Here is a 16,760-nt window from a genome sequence, read left to right as displayed (position 1 = left end):
GATTGAAATGCTGAAGGAAAGACTGAAGGCGGTGCAGCAGGAGAGCAATGTCTGCGCCGACATCGAGGGGTTCGATTTCAACAATTATGATGCGCGCGATATTGAGGATCTGCGCCAATACTGGCTCCAGTATGGCGTGCTGCGCTTCAAGCGCACCCGGATCAGCGATGCCGATCAGGTGGCATTCTCGCGCCATTTCGGCGAGTTCGTGATCCATCCGAAACAGTTGCAGGAAGGCGGTCATCCCACCCATCCTGAGATCCTCGTCATCAGCAATGCGACGAAGGACGGGAAGCCGACGGGCGCCATGGGCAACAGCGAGGCGACCTGGCATACCGATACCTGGTTCTATGAAAAGCCGCCCGCCGGCGCGATCCTGCGGGCCGTCAAGGTACCGCCCACAGGAGGCGATACGTACTTCCTGTCGACCTATATGGCCTATGAGACGCTGCCGCTGGTCCTGAAGAAGCTCGTCACCGGCCGCCAGATCTTCTTCCAGCACGTCTATGACAAGACCGGCAAACTCCGTCTCGGCGAGGTGGCTCCCTCCAGCCGGGATTTCCGCGAGTGGAACGGCATGGTCCATCCGCTGGTGCGCACGCATGGGGAAACGGGCCGAAAGGCGCTCTATCTCGGCGGCACGGCTGACGGTGCCTGGATCGTCGGCATGCCGATCGACGAAAGCAACGCGCTGCTTGCCGAACTCTGGGATCATACGACCAAGCAGCAGGAGGTTTTCGTCCAGCGATGGGACGAGGGCGACATCATGATGTGGGACAACCGATGCACCATGCACCGGCGTGACTCCTTCGACCCGGCGTCGATCCGCATCATGCATCGCACGACGACTTCGGGCGAGCGCCCGATCTGATCTCCCTTTAGGAAGGACCGTGACGTGACACCCTTCTATCGGGCCAATGAACGCCAGCTTTGCCTACCCCCGGATCTCCTCGACATGCTTCCGGCCGTCGAGACCGCAACGATCGGACATGTCGAGCATCTGGGCTTTGTTGGCGCCAATGTCCGTCCCGTCTTTCCATGCCGGGCCTTTGGCCCCGCCTTGACCGTCGCGGCGCCGGGCCGCGACGGCGTTGTCATCTACAAGGCGATTGACATGCTGAAGGCGGGCGACATGCTGGTCATTTCCCGCGTCGATGGCGACGATGTTGCCTGTGTCGGCGGCGGTGTTGCGACCGCCGCCAAGGCCAAGGGGGCGAGTGGCATCGTGATCGACGGCCCCTGCACCGACGTCGAGGAGATCAGGGACATCGGCCTCCCCGTCTGGTGTCGCGGTGTCTCGTCGCGCACCACAAACCGGATCTTTGCGATCGGCGGGTCGATCAATGTTCCGATCGCCTGCGGCTCGGCCGCTGTGCTTCCAGGCTATGCCGTTCTTGCCGACAGCGAGGGTGTCTTCGTCGCCGATGCCGAGCGCATGCGCGCGCTTGCCCATGTTGCGATCGCCCGCCAGCAACGCTCGGCCGTGCTGCGCCGCCATCTTGCTTCCGGCAGCTCCATCTTCTCATTCGATCAACAGGACCTCGCATGAAGATCTCTCTCATCCAGATGAATGCCCGGCCTGATCGGGCCTATAATCTCTCCGAGGCAAGCCGCCTGATGTTGAAGGCGGTGCGCGATGAGCGCCCCGATCTCATCGTCTTGCCGGAACATTTCGATTGGACGGGAGGAACGACGGTCGAGAAGTCGGCGGCCGCGGATCTTGTTCCGGGCGGCAGGGCCTACAACATGGTGCAGCACTTTGCCGCCGCGCACGGTGTTGCGATCCATGCCGGCAGCATCCTTGAGAGTGTGCCCGGCCATAACCGGATCTTCAACACGAGCGTCATATTCGACGCTTCCGGAAGACAGGTCGGCACCTACAGGAAAGTGCATCTCTTCGATATCCTGGCGCCGGACGGCAAGCGCTACGCGGAATCGGACACTGTCGCGCCCGGAAACCAGTTGCTGATCTATGAGCTCAACGGGTTTCGGATCGCCTGCTGCATTTGCTACGATCTCCGCTTCTCCCGGCTGTTCGACCGATTGGCGAGCCATCATGCTGACGTCTTCATCCTGCCGGCTGCATTTACAACGCAAACCGGTCGCTATCACTGGGAGGTGCTGTGCCGGGCGCGCGCGATCGAGTACCAGGCTTTCCTGGTCGCCTGCGGACAATGCGGTTCCTATACAGCGCCTGACGGCGAGGATCGCCACATGTTCGGAAACTCGATGATTTGCGACCCCTGGGGGCAGATTCTGACCCAGGCCGGCGATGAGGCAGGCGTGTTCAGCGCGCGGCTCGACCCGCGGCGTCTGGAACAGGTGCGATCCTGGATACCAATGGACAGTCATCGCGTCGATCTCGGCGGCATGCCGGTCGCAATTGCCAAAATAGGCGCGGCAAGCAAACCTGCCCTCGCCCGTGAACACCGAGGCTAATGCGGCCGCGCCTTGGCTTCTCTCCCTTGACCTTGCCGATCCTTGCGACAAGTCACAGGCAAAGCGGGGCCTCATGCGGATCGATCCTACAAAACCTCAATTCACGTCGGTGCAAACGATCGCGATACTGGTCCCCTTCGCAGACACGCTGCTCGCGTTGCTGAAGGATTTGGGCGAGGACGATCGCGGGGAACTTGCGCTGCTGGTTGAGGACGTGTCCCTGACCATGCGACGGCTGGCACCCGATATCGGCGAAGGCGATCCAGACGTCGCCTTCGAGGTGGTCACCTCTTGCGCTCGCCTCATCGGCGTGTTGAGGCACGTCACAAAGCGACAGCCGAACCGATCGTCATTGCACTGACGAGACGGTGTCGACAGGGGACACCATGGACCGACGACAAAAGACACGGACTTTCGGGCAGGTTTTCGAATCCAGGAAGCCGTCTGCGGATGGAGAGGCGGACGCCTGTCTCGAATTCGAGAGTTTCCAGCCTTTCGCCTTGTCCGCGGACGGCAAAGTCAGCGTCCGCCTAGCCCTCACAAGCGACGAGACACTCGACCTTTCGACCAACACGGTTTGCGCCGCCAGACTCGCCGTTGCCCTTCTCGACGTCGTTTCAAGGTCCGGTGACCTGCTCGTCGACCTCGCGGTTTATGATCCCGACAGCGGCGATCAGCGGGTCAGGATCAAGCCGGCGGCCAGCAGTGCCATCAAGTCCGAATCCTAGCCGATTTTGGCGACGTCCCATGCAGCCGAAGCGCTTGCGTGTGTCACACGAGGCACCGGGCAATCATCAGGCGTCCGGAACTCATGGCGACAATGAAAGAGAGAGCCCTGTTGTGCGCTCATCTGACCCTGTTGACGACGTCTCGAGCGCTTAATCGCGCGGGCGAACCTTTCATCCGTCAGCAGCCTTTGAAAGAGACGCGCAGGGACATCCCAAGCGAGGGATCGTCCTGCGGCGTCCGGCGAACAAGGTTCATGGAATAGAATCCGATCGTATCCCAGAGACGAATTCCACCCGAGCGACAGTCGCACATCTGATCGATAGGCCTTTTCGCGATCGCCGCAGCCGATTGCGCCCTTATCACTAAGCGTCGGAACAATTTGTATTTTTCGATGTTTTAGACGGGCAACAAAAGGAGATGACTATGAACAAGACCGCCGCACTTTCCCTGGGTCTTTTGCTTTCGGCAACGGCTGTCTTTGCCCAGAGCGAGACGCCTTCGACGACGCAGACCACACCTGCCGTCAATACGGAACACAACCCGGGCGCCCCCGTGGCCGGCAAGAACAGTTTCACGGAGGATCAGGCAAAGTCCCGCATTGAGGACGCCGGGTACACCGATGTCACGGGGCTTAAGCTGGACGATCAGGGTGTTTGGCGCGCCGCCGCAAAAAAGGATGGCAAGGACGCGGCCGTTTCCCTGGACTTTCAGGGCAACGTGACGCTGGCCAAGTAACAAAGATCCAAATTACAAGACATTAAGGAGATCCACATGCGAACGATTACAGGACTGTATGATCGCTATGACGACGCCCGCGCAGCCGTGAAGGCATTGGAAGATGCCGGAATTTCGTCTGACGACATAAGCATTGTAACGAATAACGCCCACGGCGTGGATATCGAGGGACAGGGAAGCCATGCCGCCGAAGGCGCAGGTACCGGCGCCGGTGTCGGCGCGGTGGCCGGCGGAGCCGGCGGACTATTGACCGGGCTCGGCCTGATGGCCATTCCCGGCGTCGGGCCTGTTGTTGCGGCTGGGTGGCTAGCTGCAACTGCCGCCGGCATGGCGGCTGGCGCAATTGCGGGCGGGGCCGTCGGCGGCATTGTCGGGGCAATGATCAATGAGGGTGTTCCCGAAGACGAAGCGAATTTCTACGCCGAAGGAATCCGCCGGGGCGGCTCGGTCGTAACCGCGAAGGTAGAGGACAGCAGGGTCGCCGAGACGCAAGCCATTCTTGGCAGGTCGCGTCCGGTTGACTACGCATCGCGTCGGGCCAGCTATCAGGAGCAGGGCTGGAGTCGGTTCGATGAGGCGGCCCAGCCCTATACGCCTGAACAGATCGAGACCGAGCGCCAGCGCGATCGTCGTCTCTAATTGTATTCCGAGGATTTTGGCGGCTCTCCTTAAGCCGCCAATTTTCCCGTGCGCTCTCCGTGGATCCGTAACGCCGCGCCTTCGGCGAGGTTTATTGATTACTGTATCCGATGATCCGGAGCGGGTTCGATCTGCCAGTTGTTTTCGGATCGAAGCAGATGCCCTATCCGCAAGCGGGCTCGATTGCGCAGGACGAACCTCGCTGCGTAGAGGCGCATTCTTGCGAAAAAGCTACGCACAGCCTGAATAAATAGCGAACGTTAATTGTGTTCCGCCCTGCGGCGCCCTCGCGGGTCGAACCGACGACATCGCGTAGAGCGCAGTCAGGATAACGCCTTTGCGAGACTGCGACGAACGCTGTCGTCGGAAAACGGTTTTCCGATGATATCGACCGAACCCTCTAGACCCGCGCCGACAGCGTCCGGGCGACCGGTAACGAAGATCACCTTGATCTGGAAGCGATCAATGAGCCTCCGCGCGAGGGCCGCTCCGCTCGAACCGTCGGAAAGGCCAAGATCGACAAGTGCCGCATCAACGCGAGGCGCGTAGGCGAGCGCCTGCTCCAGTGTTGAGACGGGCCCAACGGCCTGATGACCCTCCTCCTGGACGATCCTCTCCAATTCAAGGGCAATGATAGGCTCGTCTTCCGCGATAAGAATGCGCATGATCTCCTCGTCATGGTTTAACTACGCTGTCAGCCTCATCCTTAGGCGGATAGTGATCTACTGACGTTCGAAGGGGAGCAGAATGTGGGTTGGATGAAAGGCAACGGTCATGAGAACCTGTTTTGTCCGACTTTGTTCCCAATACGCAGAAAGACCGCCCAGGAGTCGCCTGCCGAAAAAAACGTTGGTGGAGTCGTGCCGTGGGCAATGAATTGACCCGCAAGGCGAACATGCTGCTGGCCCTTCATCCCGCGAGGAGAGCCAAGGCGCGCTTGTATTTCTCCGCATCAAGCCCCGCCTGCTCGGCCTGAGCGAGATTGTCTTCCAAGTCGGCCTGTTTGACGGACCGCGCAAGCGGGTTTGCCGCTGCTCTGCTAACGAGGTGGGCGTCGTCCTCGTCTGCCTTGCGCGTAAGAGCATCCACGGCCGCGATGATTTTGGCAGCGAAGCCTTCTTCTGTCAGACGATCAATTGTCCAAGCCGGTGCCTTTTCCGGAATGTCATGCAAATAAGCGACGATCTTCTCATCCTCGCTCACCAGGCGATCGGCAACACGCTGGCAGTGATGAAAATAGGGATTGCCAGCTTTGTCTTGCTGCCCCTCGTGAGCGACCATGGCAACTTGCCTTGCATGCTCCAGATGGTGATAGTCCTGCATGAGAATTCCTCCGCCTTCGCAAGCTAACGCGGATGTTGCCATAGAGTTCAACGGCGAGCGAAGCATGAGCTTCGCGGGCTGATTACAGAACGGGGCAATTCGCGGGAACTTCTTTTGTCACTGACGCTTAGACGTTTAAATTCAGGCGCAGCGATCAGAATCGATGTTTGCATGTTGCCAGATCGCCGGCATGGAATCCTTTGAATATGAGATAATTCGTCGTCAACCGGGGAATGGCATCTGATGGGAAGTGGAAGTCTTCACCTCTTGAGGGGAAAGCGTATCCTCATCGTCGAGCATGAATATTTCGTGCCCGATGAAACCAGAATGGCCCTCGAACGGGCCGGCGCAACTGTCATCGGTCCTGCTCCTTCCGTCGAGATCGGTTTGGCCCTAATCGAAGAATATGTGGTCGAAGGCGCAATCCTAGACATCCGGCTTGAGGGTCAAACGGTTTTCCCAATTGCGGAACGTCTCCAAGACACCGGAATCCCATTTGTCTTCGCCACTGCCTATCTTGGTAGTGGCGTGCCGGAGCACTATGGGGGGTATTATCTTGCTGGCAAGCCGAACGCACTCGAGGAGATCGCGAGCGCGCTCTTCGATCCTTCCCCGAGAATCCAATAGGGCCCGTACGTTAGCGTACGGATAAGGAACGAAGAAAGGTCAAGTTTCTTTATCCGCTTTAGATGGAGGAACGGATGAATGAAAACAGCAGAGAGTAATTGTGCCCAGCTAGAACAAGAACTGGTTGCGTTAATTCCGGCGTTGCGCAGTTTTGCGCGAGCCTTCCAAAGGAATCCTGGCGACGCCGATGATTTAGTACAGGAAACTCTTCTCCGGGCACTGAGTCATATCGATCGCTTCCAGCAAGGCACCAGGCTCAAATCATGGGTTTTTACGATCATGCGAAACACTTTCTGCACCCAGTATCGTGTAGGAAAACGTGAGATTGTTGGCAGTGAGGAAACTGCGGCCTTGGATGGCTCGGTGCCGGCCGATCAGGAGTGGCACATGCGGGGTCGGGAACTTGAAGCGGCCTGCGCAGCACTCGCCGAACCTTATCGTTCCGTCTTCGAATATGTGCTGATTGAAGGACATTCGTACGAAGACGCGGCCTCCCATTTCCATTGCGCGACCGGCACGATCAAGAGCCGGATAAACCGTGCGCGGCTTAAACTGAGCGACCGGCTTGGCGAAGAAGCGGCGCGGTAGGACAGCCAGCGGCGTCCTCGCATCGCAATGGTAATGCCTTCATTTTTCCGGAGGACCCTTCGACCTTGTCATGGTTCTAATAACTGGGCACGGCACCCGATGCTCGGCGACGACCTCTCGATGAGCTATAGTTGATTGCTGATCCCTGCTACATTGCTTTGGCGTGTCGCATCGACCCGTGGTTATCGAGCGCACCCACGATGCGACCGATACCCCATCGGGGGGGTGGGCGAGGCGATCGTCCCCTCGCCGCAAAGAAGCCAAAGCCGAAATCGACAGTAGGTCCTTGCCGAGTAAGCCGAGGGGCCGATGGAAATATGGCCTCGCGGACTATGCCAGAAGCTTAAGCAACTCTAAGCCGGCGGTTGGTTTGGCGACAAAGGTTACGCCCGCTTCCATATCCTTGTGAGAAAGCTTGACAAGGCCGGACGTCACGATCACCCGCGTTGAGGGCCAGTGAGAACGCACCTTGGCGACGAGGCCAAGGCCATCCATGCTGCCGGGCATATCGATATCAGTATACAGGGTATCGATGACATTGTTCTTCAACAGAACGAGCGCCTCGTCGGCGTTGGCGGCCTCAAGTGTCTGGAACCCAGCCTGATCCAGAAAATCGACAATGTTATAACGGAGCTGGAATTCGTCCTCGACAATGAGGACACTTCGAGGCTCGATTACGCTTGCCCTTGGTCTTTCCATCACTTCCCTGCCGTCGGCGGAAGCTTGAGTTTCCTCCAGAAGCTCGCGCTCGAGTACCGCTTGTTGCCAGTGGATCTCGTCCTGGCCGAACGGTCTTCCTGCCTGCTCCCAAAGCGAGTAGGCCCGTGCTGCGATCCATTCATTGCGATTGTTGTTCATGAATTCCGTCCCGTCTTTAGCGGCTACGAAACGCTAAACCCCGTCGAGAGTTCCTGTTGGCGAGCAAGTTCGCCCGCTTGAGCCGCCGTCCGTACGCTGGCGGACAAACCGCCGCCAAGAAGGTGCCTGAAGCACCATCTTTCGGGTTCGTCATTCCCGTTGAGTTCTCTCCCTTTCGACTGCAACGGCGGGAGCGAAAGCCCGTTGCCGGGGAGGTCCCAACCGACATTTGCGCTGGTCAAGGACCGAGCTGCTACGCGCAATAACCTGGGTCGGCGCTATGGGTTGTGCAGCGGATAGTGCCTCATCTTCAGGCAATTGTGAGATTCGCAAGATTGATACATCGAATTTGTAGGCCTTGAGCGCGACGCCGGTGGAGTGGAAGCTCTACCGGATTGAGGCTATTCGCCAAAGTCTAGCGCTCCTGCTCTGCCTGCTGTCTCGCTGCCTTTAGCCTGGCACTCTTCTCGTCACGGCGCCTTCGTTCATCTTCAAGCGCGTCGCGAGCAGCGCGATCTGTTTGTTCGAACGCCTCTCTCCTCTGAGTAAGCGATGTGGACAGGCGCCGTCGGGGCGTGGCATTGTCGTCGGCCATCTACTGGTCTCCCGTTGATTGTAGGGAGGAAACGCACCAATAGCTCCAACGATACACGGCCGTACGCTAGCAGACGAATTGGCCATGGTCTGCAAAACATTAGCGTCTAAAGTAGTGGCTGGCTTTTCTTCCAGTCGCGATACGGTGCCAGCAACTGCCCCGGAAACCGGCGCTCAATCTCTTCTTCGACCAATGCGATTCGAGAGAGAACCTCTTCGCGCTCTTCTCCCTCAACGTTCTCACTGAGGACTTCAAGTTGTCGCATCGTCGCAAAGACCTCTTCAATGCTCATAGCGGTAAAATGTGATGCAAGCTCTTCAACCGATTGCGCCACAAGGTCGGTGTACAGCATACGTGTCTCCGTCTCTGATCAAGCAGGAACTTCGACTTCCGGGTATTGTTCCCTGTTTTAGGAACAAGAAGCCCTCGACCCTGAATGGCGTCCTCGGCAAGGGACGTCGAGGTCATTTCCTTCAGGCAAGATTGGCTTACAACATGATCCTGCGAAAATCATCTCGCGCTGGCGGCTTTCTTGAGGAAGGTCTCCGTCTCAAGAAGGTCGAGCTGCACCGAAAATCGGTCGCCGAGCAGCTTGAGCGTCGCATCGTGGGTGTCGTCGGCGCCGCTGCAAATTGCATCTGTGAGCACACGTATACGATATCCGAGATCGATCCCACCTAAGACAGCGGCGAGCACGCATACGTCCGTTTCGCCGCCGGTGATGACAAGCGTCTCGACGGCTTCGGTCTGGAGCACGCGGTGAAGCTGACCACTCATCCAGGGAGAGTAAGTCATTTTATCAAAAATACGGGCCGGTGGCACGAAACGGCGGAGCTCGGAAACGAGATCGATGAGATCCCGGTCGAGACGGTCGAGCGTCATGTCCTGCCATTTGCGATAATATGCCTGCCAGGCGCCCGGCATCTGTTCTGCGCGTAACGGTGGAATGAACCGGGTGAAGATCGTTTGGTCCGGATAGCGGCTGGCGATCTCCACGATGGCTGGGGATACTTTCGACATCCATGCAACGCGCCACGGCGTGTCCTCCGCAAACATCCGTTGCATGTCTATGCACAAATGAATCCAATGTCCGCTCAAGTGCCTGCCGTCCTCTGCCGGAATCCTTTCTAACTTCGCTCGGTAGTAGAGGTTCCAAGACCGGGTTCGATGGAAGAAACCTGCCCCACCGTCAACGTACTCATCGGAATTTACAAGCCTCGCTTCTTTCCTTCGTGCGGCAAACTTGCGGGTATCGCGGGGCTGGATCGACGAACAGCGTCCGTCCCCGGCACGCACCCTTTCTCAACTGCAAAGGTGCCCTTCTCGGCTCGCTGCTCCGCTCGCCAAGCTGATTTGTCTGCTCGCATGTTTGGCCGTGGGTCGTCTGCACCTTGAGCCCCCGCCGCTGAAAGCTTCCAAAGATGACGATCCGTCCATTACGATGGGAACCTCAAGAGCGCCTTCAAGTTTTGAGAACGCAAACCCATGGGAGGCACAAACATGCAAGTTAAAGACGTAATGACGAAGCAGGTGGTTACCGTAACCCCCGACGCCAGCATTCGGGACGTTGCGCGGCTGATGTCGGAGATCGATTCCGGCGTTATTCCGGTCATCGACGGGCAAGTATTGGGTATTGTGACCGACAGAGACGTCGTCGTGCGTGCCGTTGCGGAAGGCATTGATATCGCGAGACCTATCTCCGACATCATGACGAGCGGGATTGAGAGCTGCTTGGAAACCACCGAACTGCGCGAGGCGGCCCATCGAATGTCGGAACTTCAGATGCGGCGACTTCTCGTGTTCGACGATGCTGGATCTATTACGGGCATCCTGTCACTCGGGGATATCGCGCGCTTAAATGAGGAACTCGCGGGCGTTACGCTGGAGGAAATTTCCGACGACGAGGCCCGATAGAGGTCGCGCGCTCGCCAGAAAACCTCTCTCGCGGAATGCGTCGCGCAACGCAGCGTCGTTCGAACAACCCCCAGGAGTATGGAGCCGGTCGTGTCGCAGACGTCGCCTTTCCTTTCCTCGTCGCGACCCGATCGGCTGGTGAGCCAACCATCGTTGGCAACGGTGCGGCAAAAAGGAAACCGGCGCTGTTCAGCAGGTTCCGCGCATCCGGTATCTTGACACCTGCCGTCATTGCTATGGGCCATCCGGTTTCCCCACCCTGTCGCAGGTCACTCGAATTCCTTTCCATCTCTTTTCACCGGAGGCCGACGCCCAGCAATACCCAGGACAATGAAGTCCGCTGTTTGCCCGATACGACCGCCGTTAGCGCAAGGAACCAATTCAGCGATCTGAAGTTTGAGTTGCAGCGCAAAGGAGGTAGAGATGAACACCCTTATCAAAGTTGCACTTATACCACTGCTCCTGAGTGGCGTCTCCGCGCCCTCCGTGGCTCAGGCGCAAGTGGAATTTCATATCGGCCCCGGCGGCGTCGACGTGCAAAACCGTGATCGTGATCGATATGTCGATCCGGATTACGATCCCGGTTCGCGCCGGCGCTGCGATCCGCGTGATGCATTGGATAACGCACGCGATGCTGGTCTTCGGCGTCCACAGATCATTCGCGAAACCGCGCGAAGGATCACCGTCCAAGGCTTCACGCGGAGCGGAAGGCCCGACCGCATCAGCTTCGCCAATGTCAGGGGTTGTCCCGAAATCTAGAAGGACTCTCCTGCTGTGCCGAAGGCGACCAGCATTTTTGTGATGGGGAGCGGGCAACGAGTTTTAATGCCAACCGCAGCAGGCGCCATTGACCGGCTGGGTTTCTCCTAGCTGCGAACGAGCGCGGTCAAGGCAGTCGTTTCCGTCCGCATCCGTACAGGAACATACTGCCTCTGCCTGCATTAGGGTTGGTCTTCGCTGGCCGCAGACGCCGGCGAACATCATCAATCGATCCCGTAGGAGGAACTATTATGGCATCGACAAAGACCTTGGACGACCTCTTTCTTGACACTCTCAAGGACATATATTTTGCTGAAAAGCAGATCTTGAAGGCGTTACCGAAGATGGCCCGTGCGGCCCAGTCCGAAGAAGGCAAGGCGGGGTTCCTTCAACACCGCGACGAGACGCAGGCTCAAATCGAGCGCCTTGAGCAGGTTTTCGAACTTGTCGGCAAACCTGCGCGTGGCAAGACCTGTGAGGCGATCCAGGGCATCATCGCCGAAGGCGAGGAAATCATGGAGGAATTCAAGGGTGCGCCCGCGCTCGATGCCGGCCTGATTTCGTCGGCCCAAGCCGTCGAACACTACGAAATCGCGCGCTACGGTACGCTGATTGCCTGGGCGAACCAGCTCGGCCTTAAGGATGCCGTGCCACTCCTGAAAGCAAGCCTTGCTGAAGAAGAAGCAACCGACAAGAAGCTGACGCAGCTCGCGCAAGCACAGGCCAACCCTAAAGGCCAAAAGGTCGCCTGACCACGATCACGTCAGCACGGCCGCCCGAAATGGGCGGCTTTTTTCGTATCACGGGATGTCAAATGGTTAAGACGGCTGCGAGCCGGAAAGAGGAACCTATTTTTCGGCGCGTTGTTGCGCCCTTGCCCCCTCGTGCCGGCTAAGGCCAGCAACAGCAGCAGTTTCAAAAAGGAAGACACATGGTTCGACAGGGCGGTTGTTTATGCGGCGCGGTGCGGTTCCAGGTTGAAGGGGAGCCCTATCGCACCGGACTGTGCCACTGCGCGGATTGCCGTAAGGAAAGTGGTTCATCGTTCGTCTATTTCGCCCACTGGTCGCGTGACGCTTTTTCGGTGACCGGCGATTTCAAGGCATATGCGGGGCGAAGCTTCTGCCCTCATTGCGGTTGCAGGCTGTTTTGCTTGAACGAGCAGGATGTCGAAATCCGGCTGGGCTCCCTGGACGAGGCGCCGAGCAGGATTTTCCCGCAGATGGAGGTCTGGACGAAGCGTCGCGAGCCCTGGCTGCACGCTTTTAGCGGAACCGGGCAATATGCTGAGGACCCGCCAAAGAACAGCTGAGGTCGAAATCGCCCAGCGCCAGGTCGCAAGATAAGGCTGTTGTTTAGGTCGGTTCGTGAATTTGGGCCGCGGCCAGCGATGCGATAAAGGCCCGGCGAGCCTGCCGTCGCGATCAAACAACGTTTCGGAACTCATATGAGGAGCACTGCGTTTGAGCAGTTGTAGCGACCCCACGACCCTGATGAGCCGTATGGACAGTACCCTCCCGACTTCCGCCAAAACCTACGTTGGAACTATGCCGCCAAAGATTTTGGCGGGCGGCCCGTCAACTGACTACCCCTTCGGTGGAACGGCGCATTCGGTGGAATTTCTTGTCAACGGCAAGCTCTACTTTGAACGCCTTGCCGAGACGTTGCGCCAGGCGTGTGGTTCCATCTTCATCATTGGGTGGGATTTCAATCGGACATAATGCTGGAACCCGGCAGATCGACTGAAACCCTCGGCAATTTGCTGAGGAGCGCGGTTGAAGCCAACCCCACGCTTGATGTCAGGATCCTTGTGTGGTCAATGGGGCCGATCTATTCGCAAAAGTCGCTCCGATCCTTTTATCGCACTGACTTCCCGGCCCATCCGCGCATTAAGTTGCGCTTCGCCTCCCACAAGCACTGGTACGCCTCTCATCATCAAAAACTTGTCTGCGTCGACGACGATGTCGCCTTCATTGGTGGTATTGACCTGACCTCGCGACGGTTCGACGACCGACGGCATGCTGCCTGCGACCCACGTCGGCAGGACCCGGACGGAAAACCACACGATCCACTGCATGACGTCCAGGCCATGGTCACGGGGGAGGCCGCCTGGCAGATCGGTCGCATCGCGCGGCGCCGATGGACCCATTCGAGTGGTCAGGATGAACCGCTTCCTTATGTTGCATCGCAAGGCCGCCAACTATCGAGCCGCTCGGTATCGATCAATAACATTCCTGCCCGCTTTGCGCTGACCGAACGGGGAATGGGGATTGGCGGTGGCACACGAGACGGCATACGAATGACGCTCGAGATCATCAAAGACGCAAGGCACAGCCTCTATATCGAAACGCAATATCTGGCGTCCCAGACGATTGCCAAGGCGCTCGCCGCGCGCCTTGGCGAATTGGACGGCCCGGAGATCGTCATCATCTGTACCCGCAGCTCGCACGGATTCATCGAGCAGTTGGTCATGGGTCGCAACCGCCGTCGGGTCATCCGCTGCCTTAAAAAGGCTGATCGGCACGATCGGCTGCGGGTCTTCTATCCGTCGGTGCCCGGTGTGGAGGGCGAGGCAGAGGTCCTGGTTCATTCGAAACTGCTGATCGCCGATGATGCTATCGTGCGGATCGGCTCGTCCAACCTCAATCACCGGTCGGAGTGGCTCGATACCGAATGCGATATGCGCCTTGACGCCACAACGCCCGACCATCTCGAGGCAATCGCCAATCTGCGTAATCGTCTGCTTGCCGAACATCTCGGAATGTCGGCAGCCACAGTCGCCGATCAAATGCGCCAGCTTGGCTCGATGATTAATACGATCGAGGCTTTGAACGGCGGTCCCAGGTGCCTGCGAGCGCTCGACACGGATATCGGTCCTGGCCGCGTCGAGCCGGTGATTGGAACCTTGCTCTTTGACCCGCAGGCGCCCGCCTTATCCTGATCGGGCCTCGGAGGGCGGTCGCGTCACGGTCTTTCCATCCTTGCGCGATTGGCCTTTGCGCGGCGCGAATTCCGAGATCAGCAGCAAGCCTGTGCCCAGCATGAGCGGCAGCACGAAATAGATCGCCCGGAACGCAATCAGTGCGCCGATCGTGGCAGCATCCGGAACGACGTGCCTGACCGTTGTCTCCAGGACGCCGAGACCGCCCGGGATGTGGGTCGCAAGGATCGCCGAATTCGCGAGTACGAATGCCGTCACCGAACGGAGAAATGCGACCTCGGCGAAGGCGCTCAAAAGTGCATGCAGGCATGCCGATACGAACAGGAAATTCACCGCCCCAATCGCGACTTGGCAGATAGCGATCGGGAGCGGAGGCAATTCAACCGACCAACGCCAGAGATGGAGGCGGGCCCGCACCAAACCAGATGTCGCCACATAAGTGAGGGGCGCCAGCAACAGGGCAGCACCTGATAGCCGGGCGCTGCCTTCAGACAGCCGCAACAGAGGCGCTGCGTCTGAAGCGTTGACAATCAGGGCAAGGGCGCCGAGCGTGACAAGTCCAAGGCCGACAGTGATGCCGCAGAAGAGAACGATCTTCGCCACGTCCTCGGTCGATAAGCCCCAGCGGGAATAGAAACGATAGCGGAAGGCGCCGCTGCTCAAGCCGGCGAAACCGATATTGTGGCCGAGGGAAAGACTGACGAAGGACGCGAGCGCGACCTGCCGATAGGCGAGTTGTTTGCCAAGCGACCGGACCGCCAGAAAATCGAAACCTGTCAGGCAGATATAGGAGCCGGCTGCTGCGAGCGTAGCAAGCAGCAAGCTTTGAATGGGGATGTTCGCAAAGGAATCCAAGATCTCGCTTGCGCTATATTGGCGGAAAATCCGGTAGAGAAGAAAGGCGGCGAGGCCGATTGCGGCGACGAACAGGCCTTTCCAGATCAGCGATTTAAGAGTCATGCATGCTTTCCCGGACGCGCGGAATGGCGTCGTGAAGTTGGAACGAACGAGGCGCTGTTGTGTTCCTCGCAGGGGATCAGAGGTTTGAGGACGCCCTTGGCAGAAAACATCACGCTCATGACCTATAACGTCCACAGCTGCGTCGGCACCGACCGGAAACTTGATCCTGGGCGCATTGCTCAAGTCATCGCACAGGCCAAGCCCGACATTGTTGCACTCCAGGAGGTCGATGTCGGCCGGTCGCGCACAGGGGGGCTGGATCAGGCGAGGGCAATTGCCTCGCTCTTGAAGATGCAGGCCCATTTTCACCCGGCACTAACCGTGGCGGAGGAACTCTACGGAGATGCAATCATCACGGCACTTCCGACCGGCGCAAAAAAAGCCGGTCTCCTGCCCTCGATGGGTGAGCCACGCGGGGCGATCGCGCTCGAAATATTCGTCAGCGATCAAAAGCTGCTTGTTATCAACACCCATCTCGGTTTGCGCGGGCGCGAACGCATACAGCAAATGAACACATTGCTCGGTGCCGGATGGATTGGAGATCATGACGGTCCCGTCATCCTCTGCGGCGATTTCAATGCGATCCCCGCATCAGCCGCCTACAGAGCTGCGGCCCGCCGGCTTCGCGACGTGCAACAGGTAAATTGGACCGGTTTCCGTCCCACCTTCCCGTCCCGGTTCCCTGTTATGCGGCTCGACCATATCTTCGTGACGGAGGCAATAGGTGTTGTCGATGCCTATGTCCCGAATGACCCGCTCGCAAGGATGGCTTCGGATCATCTTCCGCTGGTTTCGATACTTGCTCTTTCGCGATAATCGGTGTCGGTGATCAGCGGCGCGGCCTGTCTGAGGGCTATTTAGTGCCCGACCCAGGCTCTGCCATTTTTGCATACTGATGCGCGAGTACGCTGGCTGGCGTCACATTGGCGACGACGGCCTGCAATTTGTTCTTCCAGCCGCTGACGACATCACCTTCGCCGTCGAGCATGGCGTCATAGCCGATCCGCGCCACATCGGCCGGATTGTCCTTCTTTGCCTGGCCGATCGACGTATCCATCAAGTCGGTCCGTTTGAAGAATTCCGTTTCAGTCGCACCGGGCATCAAGCAGCTTACGGTTACGCCGCTGCCTCTCAGTTCCTCGCGCAGCGCGAAGGAGAAGCTGTTGATGAAGGCCTTCGTGCCGTTGTAGACGGCCTGGTAGGAGCCCGGCATGAAACCGGCGATCGAACCGGTCAGCAGGATCCGCCCTTCACCACGGGCCCGCATATGATTGCCTATTTGCTGAACGAGATAGATCGTACCGGTGATATTGGTGTCCACCACCTTGCGCACGTCGGCGAAATTCTGATCGAGAAAACCCTTGCCAAGACCACGGCCGGCATTCGCCATCAGGAGATCGACGGACCGACCGTCGGCCTCGATGCGCTCGATCAATCTATCGACGCCCTCAAGAGTCGAAAGGTCAGTCTCGATGGGCTCGACCGCGACACCGAAAGCTTTCAGTCGGGACGCCGCCTGCACGATGCGGGCTTCGTCAGCGGCGAGATCGTAACCATCCCGTGCGGCGCATAAGGCAAGCTCAAAGCCGATGCCGGTGGAGGCACCGGTAATAACGGCCATGCCTTTCGTCGAAGCAGTTTCGGCCATGTTGT

The 16,760-nt window shown here is 58.5% G+C and carries 23 protein-coding genes; 16 read left to right on the top strand and 7 right to left on the bottom strand.

Annotated features, from left to right (window positions below; genetic code table 11):
* Positions 1–7 precede the first annotated feature (7 nt).
* The 7 genes from J2X71_RS20615 (at position 8) to J2X71_RS20585 (ending at position 4,542) form a co-directional block, all read left to right on the top strand.
* Positions 8–871: a TauD/TfdA family dioxygenase gene (locus J2X71_RS20615; protein ID WP_310384426.1), complete on the top strand. Its 864-nt coding sequence runs from the start codon at positions 8–10 to the stop codon at positions 869–871.
* A gap of 24 nt (positions 872–895) precedes the next feature.
* Positions 896–1,549, top strand: coding sequence for an RraA family protein (locus J2X71_RS20610; protein WP_310384424.1), 654 nt, complete (start codon positions 896–898; stop codon positions 1,547–1,549).
* The gene (locus tag J2X71_RS20605; RefSeq protein WP_310384423.1) at positions 1,546–2,439 is read left to right on the top strand and encodes a carbon-nitrogen hydrolase family protein; all 894 of its coding nucleotides are present in this window, start codon (positions 1,546–1,548) and stop codon (positions 2,437–2,439) included. The genes J2X71_RS20610 and J2X71_RS20605 overlap by 4 nt, the downstream gene beginning before the upstream one ends.
* Before the next feature lie 73 nt (positions 2,440–2,512).
* On the top strand, positions 2,513–2,800 hold the full coding sequence (locus J2X71_RS20600) for a hypothetical protein (protein ID WP_310384421.1): 288 nt from the start codon (positions 2,513–2,515) through the stop codon (positions 2,798–2,800).
* A gap of 25 nt (positions 2,801–2,825) precedes the next feature.
* Positions 2,826–3,167: a hypothetical protein gene (locus J2X71_RS20595; RefSeq protein WP_310384419.1), complete on the top strand. Its 342-nt coding sequence runs from the start codon at positions 2,826–2,828 to the stop codon at positions 3,165–3,167.
* 424 nt (positions 3,168–3,591) lie between these two features.
* Entirely contained in the window at positions 3,592–3,903 is a 312-nt protein-coding gene (locus J2X71_RS20590) for a PepSY domain-containing protein (RefSeq protein WP_310384418.1), read from the top strand.
* A gap of 36 nt (positions 3,904–3,939) precedes the next feature.
* Entirely contained in the window at positions 3,940–4,542 is a 603-nt protein-coding gene (locus J2X71_RS20585; protein ID WP_310384416.1) for a general stress protein, read from the top strand.
* Between the two features lie 323 nt (positions 4,543–4,865).
* On the opposite strand, the gene J2X71_RS20580 is transcribed toward J2X71_RS20585, so the two are convergent.
* Positions 4,866–5,207: a response regulator gene (locus tag J2X71_RS20580; protein WP_310384414.1), complete on the bottom strand. Its 342-nt coding sequence runs from the start codon at positions 5,205–5,207 to the stop codon at positions 4,866–4,868.
* 244 nt (positions 5,208–5,451) lie between these two features.
* Positions 5,452–5,865, bottom strand: a complete 414-nt coding sequence (locus tag J2X71_RS20575) for an HD domain-containing protein (RefSeq protein WP_049818532.1) — start codon at positions 5,863–5,865, stop codon at positions 5,452–5,454.
* Positions 5,866–6,108: 243 nt separating this feature from the next.
* Between J2X71_RS20575 and J2X71_RS20570 the strand changes: the two genes are divergently transcribed.
* Entirely contained in the window at positions 6,109–6,492 is a 384-nt protein-coding gene (locus J2X71_RS20570) for a response regulator (protein WP_310384412.1), read from the top strand.
* A 78-nt stretch (positions 6,493–6,570) separates the two neighbouring features.
* Positions 6,571–7,080, top strand: a complete 510-nt coding sequence (locus J2X71_RS20565; protein ID WP_310384410.1) for a sigma-70 family RNA polymerase sigma factor — start codon at positions 6,571–6,573, stop codon at positions 7,078–7,080.
* A gap of 330 nt (positions 7,081–7,410) precedes the next feature.
* Here J2X71_RS20565 and J2X71_RS20560 read toward each other — a convergent pair whose 3' ends face one another.
* The 3 genes from J2X71_RS20560 to J2X71_RS20550 all read right to left on the bottom strand — a co-directional run bounded on the left by J2X71_RS20560 (position 7,411) and on the right by J2X71_RS20550 (position 9,631).
* On the bottom strand, positions 7,411–7,938 hold the full coding sequence (locus J2X71_RS20560; protein ID WP_310384408.1) for a response regulator: 528 nt from the start codon (positions 7,936–7,938) through the stop codon (positions 7,411–7,413).
* Positions 7,939–8,639: 701 nt separating this feature from the next.
* The gene (locus tag J2X71_RS20555; protein WP_310384406.1) at positions 8,640–8,885 is read right to left on the bottom strand and encodes a hypothetical protein; all 246 of its coding nucleotides are present in this window, start codon (positions 8,883–8,885) and stop codon (positions 8,640–8,642) included.
* Positions 8,886–9,043: 158 nt separating this feature from the next.
* Positions 9,044–9,631, bottom strand: coding sequence for a cysteine hydrolase family protein (locus J2X71_RS20550; RefSeq protein ID WP_025669692.1), 588 nt, complete (start codon positions 9,629–9,631; stop codon positions 9,044–9,046).
* 402 nt (positions 9,632–10,033) lie between these two features.
* Between J2X71_RS20550 and J2X71_RS20545 the strand changes: the two genes are divergently transcribed.
* The 6 genes from J2X71_RS20545 (at position 10,034) to J2X71_RS20520 (ending at position 14,147) form a co-directional block, all read left to right on the top strand.
* Positions 10,034–10,447 (top strand): CBS domain-containing protein, encoded by a 414-nt coding sequence (locus tag J2X71_RS20545; RefSeq protein ID WP_310384401.1) that lies wholly within the window; start codon positions 10,034–10,036, stop codon positions 10,445–10,447.
* Positions 10,448–10,870: 423 nt separating this feature from the next.
* On the top strand, positions 10,871–11,206 hold the full coding sequence (locus J2X71_RS20540) for a hypothetical protein (protein ID WP_310384399.1): 336 nt from the start codon (positions 10,871–10,873) through the stop codon (positions 11,204–11,206).
* 251 nt (positions 11,207–11,457) lie between these two features.
* Positions 11,458–11,958 (top strand): ferritin-like domain-containing protein, encoded by a 501-nt coding sequence (locus J2X71_RS20535; RefSeq protein WP_025669695.1) that lies wholly within the window; start codon positions 11,458–11,460, stop codon positions 11,956–11,958.
* Between the two features lie 179 nt (positions 11,959–12,137).
* Positions 12,138–12,518 (top strand): GFA family protein, encoded by a 381-nt coding sequence (locus tag J2X71_RS20530; RefSeq protein WP_310384396.1) that lies wholly within the window; start codon positions 12,138–12,140, stop codon positions 12,516–12,518.
* 190 nt (positions 12,519–12,708) lie between these two features.
* The gene (locus J2X71_RS20525) at positions 12,709–12,927 is read left to right on the top strand and encodes a hypothetical protein (protein ID WP_310384394.1); all 219 of its coding nucleotides are present in this window, start codon (positions 12,709–12,711) and stop codon (positions 12,925–12,927) included.
* Complete coding sequence (locus J2X71_RS20520) at positions 12,927–14,147, top strand: phospholipase D-like domain-containing protein (RefSeq protein ID WP_310384392.1); 1,221 nt, start codon at positions 12,927–12,929, stop codon at positions 14,145–14,147. Before J2X71_RS20525 ends, J2X71_RS20520 begins: the two co-directional genes overlap by 1 nt.
* Here J2X71_RS20520 and J2X71_RS20515 read toward each other — a convergent pair.
* A complete protein-coding gene (locus tag J2X71_RS20515) occupies positions 14,139–15,107 on the bottom strand; it encodes a lysylphosphatidylglycerol synthase domain-containing protein (RefSeq protein WP_310384390.1) in 969 nt (322 codons plus the stop codon). The genes J2X71_RS20520 and J2X71_RS20515 overlap by 9 nt on opposite strands.
* A 117-nt stretch (positions 15,108–15,224) precedes the next feature.
* Here J2X71_RS20515 and J2X71_RS20510 point away from each other — a divergent pair, with 117 nt between their 5' ends.
* The gene (locus tag J2X71_RS20510; RefSeq protein WP_310384728.1) at positions 15,225–15,923 is read left to right on the top strand and encodes an endonuclease/exonuclease/phosphatase family protein; all 699 of its coding nucleotides are present in this window, start codon (positions 15,225–15,227) and stop codon (positions 15,921–15,923) included.
* A 37-nt stretch (positions 15,924–15,960) separates the two neighbouring features.
* On the opposite strand, the gene J2X71_RS20505 is transcribed toward J2X71_RS20510, so the two are convergent.
* Positions 15,961–16,755, bottom strand: coding sequence for an SDR family NAD(P)-dependent oxidoreductase (locus tag J2X71_RS20505; protein WP_310384387.1), 795 nt, complete (start codon positions 16,753–16,755; stop codon positions 15,961–15,963).
* Positions 16,756–16,760: the final 5 nt, after the last annotated feature.

The sequence above is a fragment of the Rhizobium sp. 1399 genome (genome assembly GCF_031455475.1).
In the GTDB taxonomy this organism is placed as follows: domain Bacteria; phylum Pseudomonadota; class Alphaproteobacteria; order Rhizobiales; family Rhizobiaceae; genus Rhizobium.
The sequence above is the reverse complement of the archived record's forward strand: the minus strand, read 5'-3'. Positions and strand labels throughout refer to the sequence as shown.

Excerpts from the sequence above, each read along its gene's own strand:
- J2X71_RS20560 (WP_310384408.1), bottom strand. The coding sequence starts at position 7,938 with ATGAACAACAATCGCAATGAATGGATCGCAGCACGGGCCTACTCGCTT.
- J2X71_RS20540 (WP_310384399.1), top strand. The coding sequence starts at position 10,871 with ATGAACACCCTTATCAAAGTTGCACTTATACCACTGCTCCTGAGTGGC.
- J2X71_RS20515 (WP_310384390.1), bottom strand. The coding sequence starts at position 15,107 with ATGACTCTTAAATCGCTGATCTGGAAAGGCCTGTTCGTCGCCGCAATC.
- J2X71_RS20525 (WP_310384394.1), top strand. The coding sequence starts at position 12,709 with ATGGACAGTACCCTCCCGACTTCCGCCAAAACCTACGTTGGAACTATG.
- J2X71_RS20590 (WP_310384418.1), top strand. The coding sequence starts at position 3,592 with ATGAACAAGACCGCCGCACTTTCCCTGGGTCTTTTGCTTTCGGCAACG.
- J2X71_RS20585 (WP_310384416.1), top strand. The coding sequence starts at position 3,940 with ATGCGAACGATTACAGGACTGTATGATCGCTATGACGACGCCCGCGCA.
- J2X71_RS20595 (WP_310384419.1), top strand. The coding sequence starts at position 2,826 with ATGGACCGACGACAAAAGACACGGACTTTCGGGCAGGTTTTCGAATCC.
- J2X71_RS20615 (WP_310384426.1), top strand. The coding sequence starts at position 8 with ATGCTGAAGGAAAGACTGAAGGCGGTGCAGCAGGAGAGCAATGTCTGC.
- J2X71_RS20575 (WP_049818532.1), bottom strand. The coding sequence starts at position 5,865 with ATGCAGGACTATCACCATCTGGAGCATGCAAGGCAAGTTGCCATGGTC.
- J2X71_RS20580 (WP_310384414.1), bottom strand. The coding sequence starts at position 5,207 with ATGCGCATTCTTATCGCGGAAGACGAGCCTATCATTGCCCTTGAATTG.
- J2X71_RS20535 (WP_025669695.1), top strand. The coding sequence starts at position 11,458 with ATGGCATCGACAAAGACCTTGGACGACCTCTTTCTTGACACTCTCAAG.
- J2X71_RS20555 (WP_310384406.1), bottom strand. The coding sequence starts at position 8,885 with ATGCTGTACACCGACCTTGTGGCGCAATCGGTTGAAGAGCTTGCATCA.
- J2X71_RS20520 (WP_310384392.1), top strand. The coding sequence starts at position 12,927 with ATGCTGGAACCCGGCAGATCGACTGAAACCCTCGGCAATTTGCTGAGG.
- J2X71_RS20565 (WP_310384410.1), top strand. The coding sequence starts at position 6,571 with ATGAAAACAGCAGAGAGTAATTGTGCCCAGCTAGAACAAGAACTGGTT.
- J2X71_RS20545 (WP_310384401.1), top strand. The coding sequence starts at position 10,034 with ATGCAAGTTAAAGACGTAATGACGAAGCAGGTGGTTACCGTAACCCCC.
- J2X71_RS20570 (WP_310384412.1), top strand. The coding sequence starts at position 6,109 with ATGGGAAGTGGAAGTCTTCACCTCTTGAGGGGAAAGCGTATCCTCATC.
- J2X71_RS20605 (WP_310384423.1), top strand. The coding sequence starts at position 1,546 with ATGAAGATCTCTCTCATCCAGATGAATGCCCGGCCTGATCGGGCCTAT.
- J2X71_RS20510 (WP_310384728.1), top strand. The coding sequence starts at position 15,225 with ATGACCTATAACGTCCACAGCTGCGTCGGCACCGACCGGAAACTTGAT.
- J2X71_RS20505 (WP_310384387.1), bottom strand. The coding sequence starts at position 16,755 with ATGGCCGAAACTGCTTCGACGAAAGGCATGGCCGTTATTACCGGTGCC.
- J2X71_RS20530 (WP_310384396.1), top strand. The coding sequence starts at position 12,138 with ATGGTTCGACAGGGCGGTTGTTTATGCGGCGCGGTGCGGTTCCAGGTT.
- J2X71_RS20600 (WP_310384421.1), top strand. The coding sequence starts at position 2,513 with ATGCGGATCGATCCTACAAAACCTCAATTCACGTCGGTGCAAACGATC.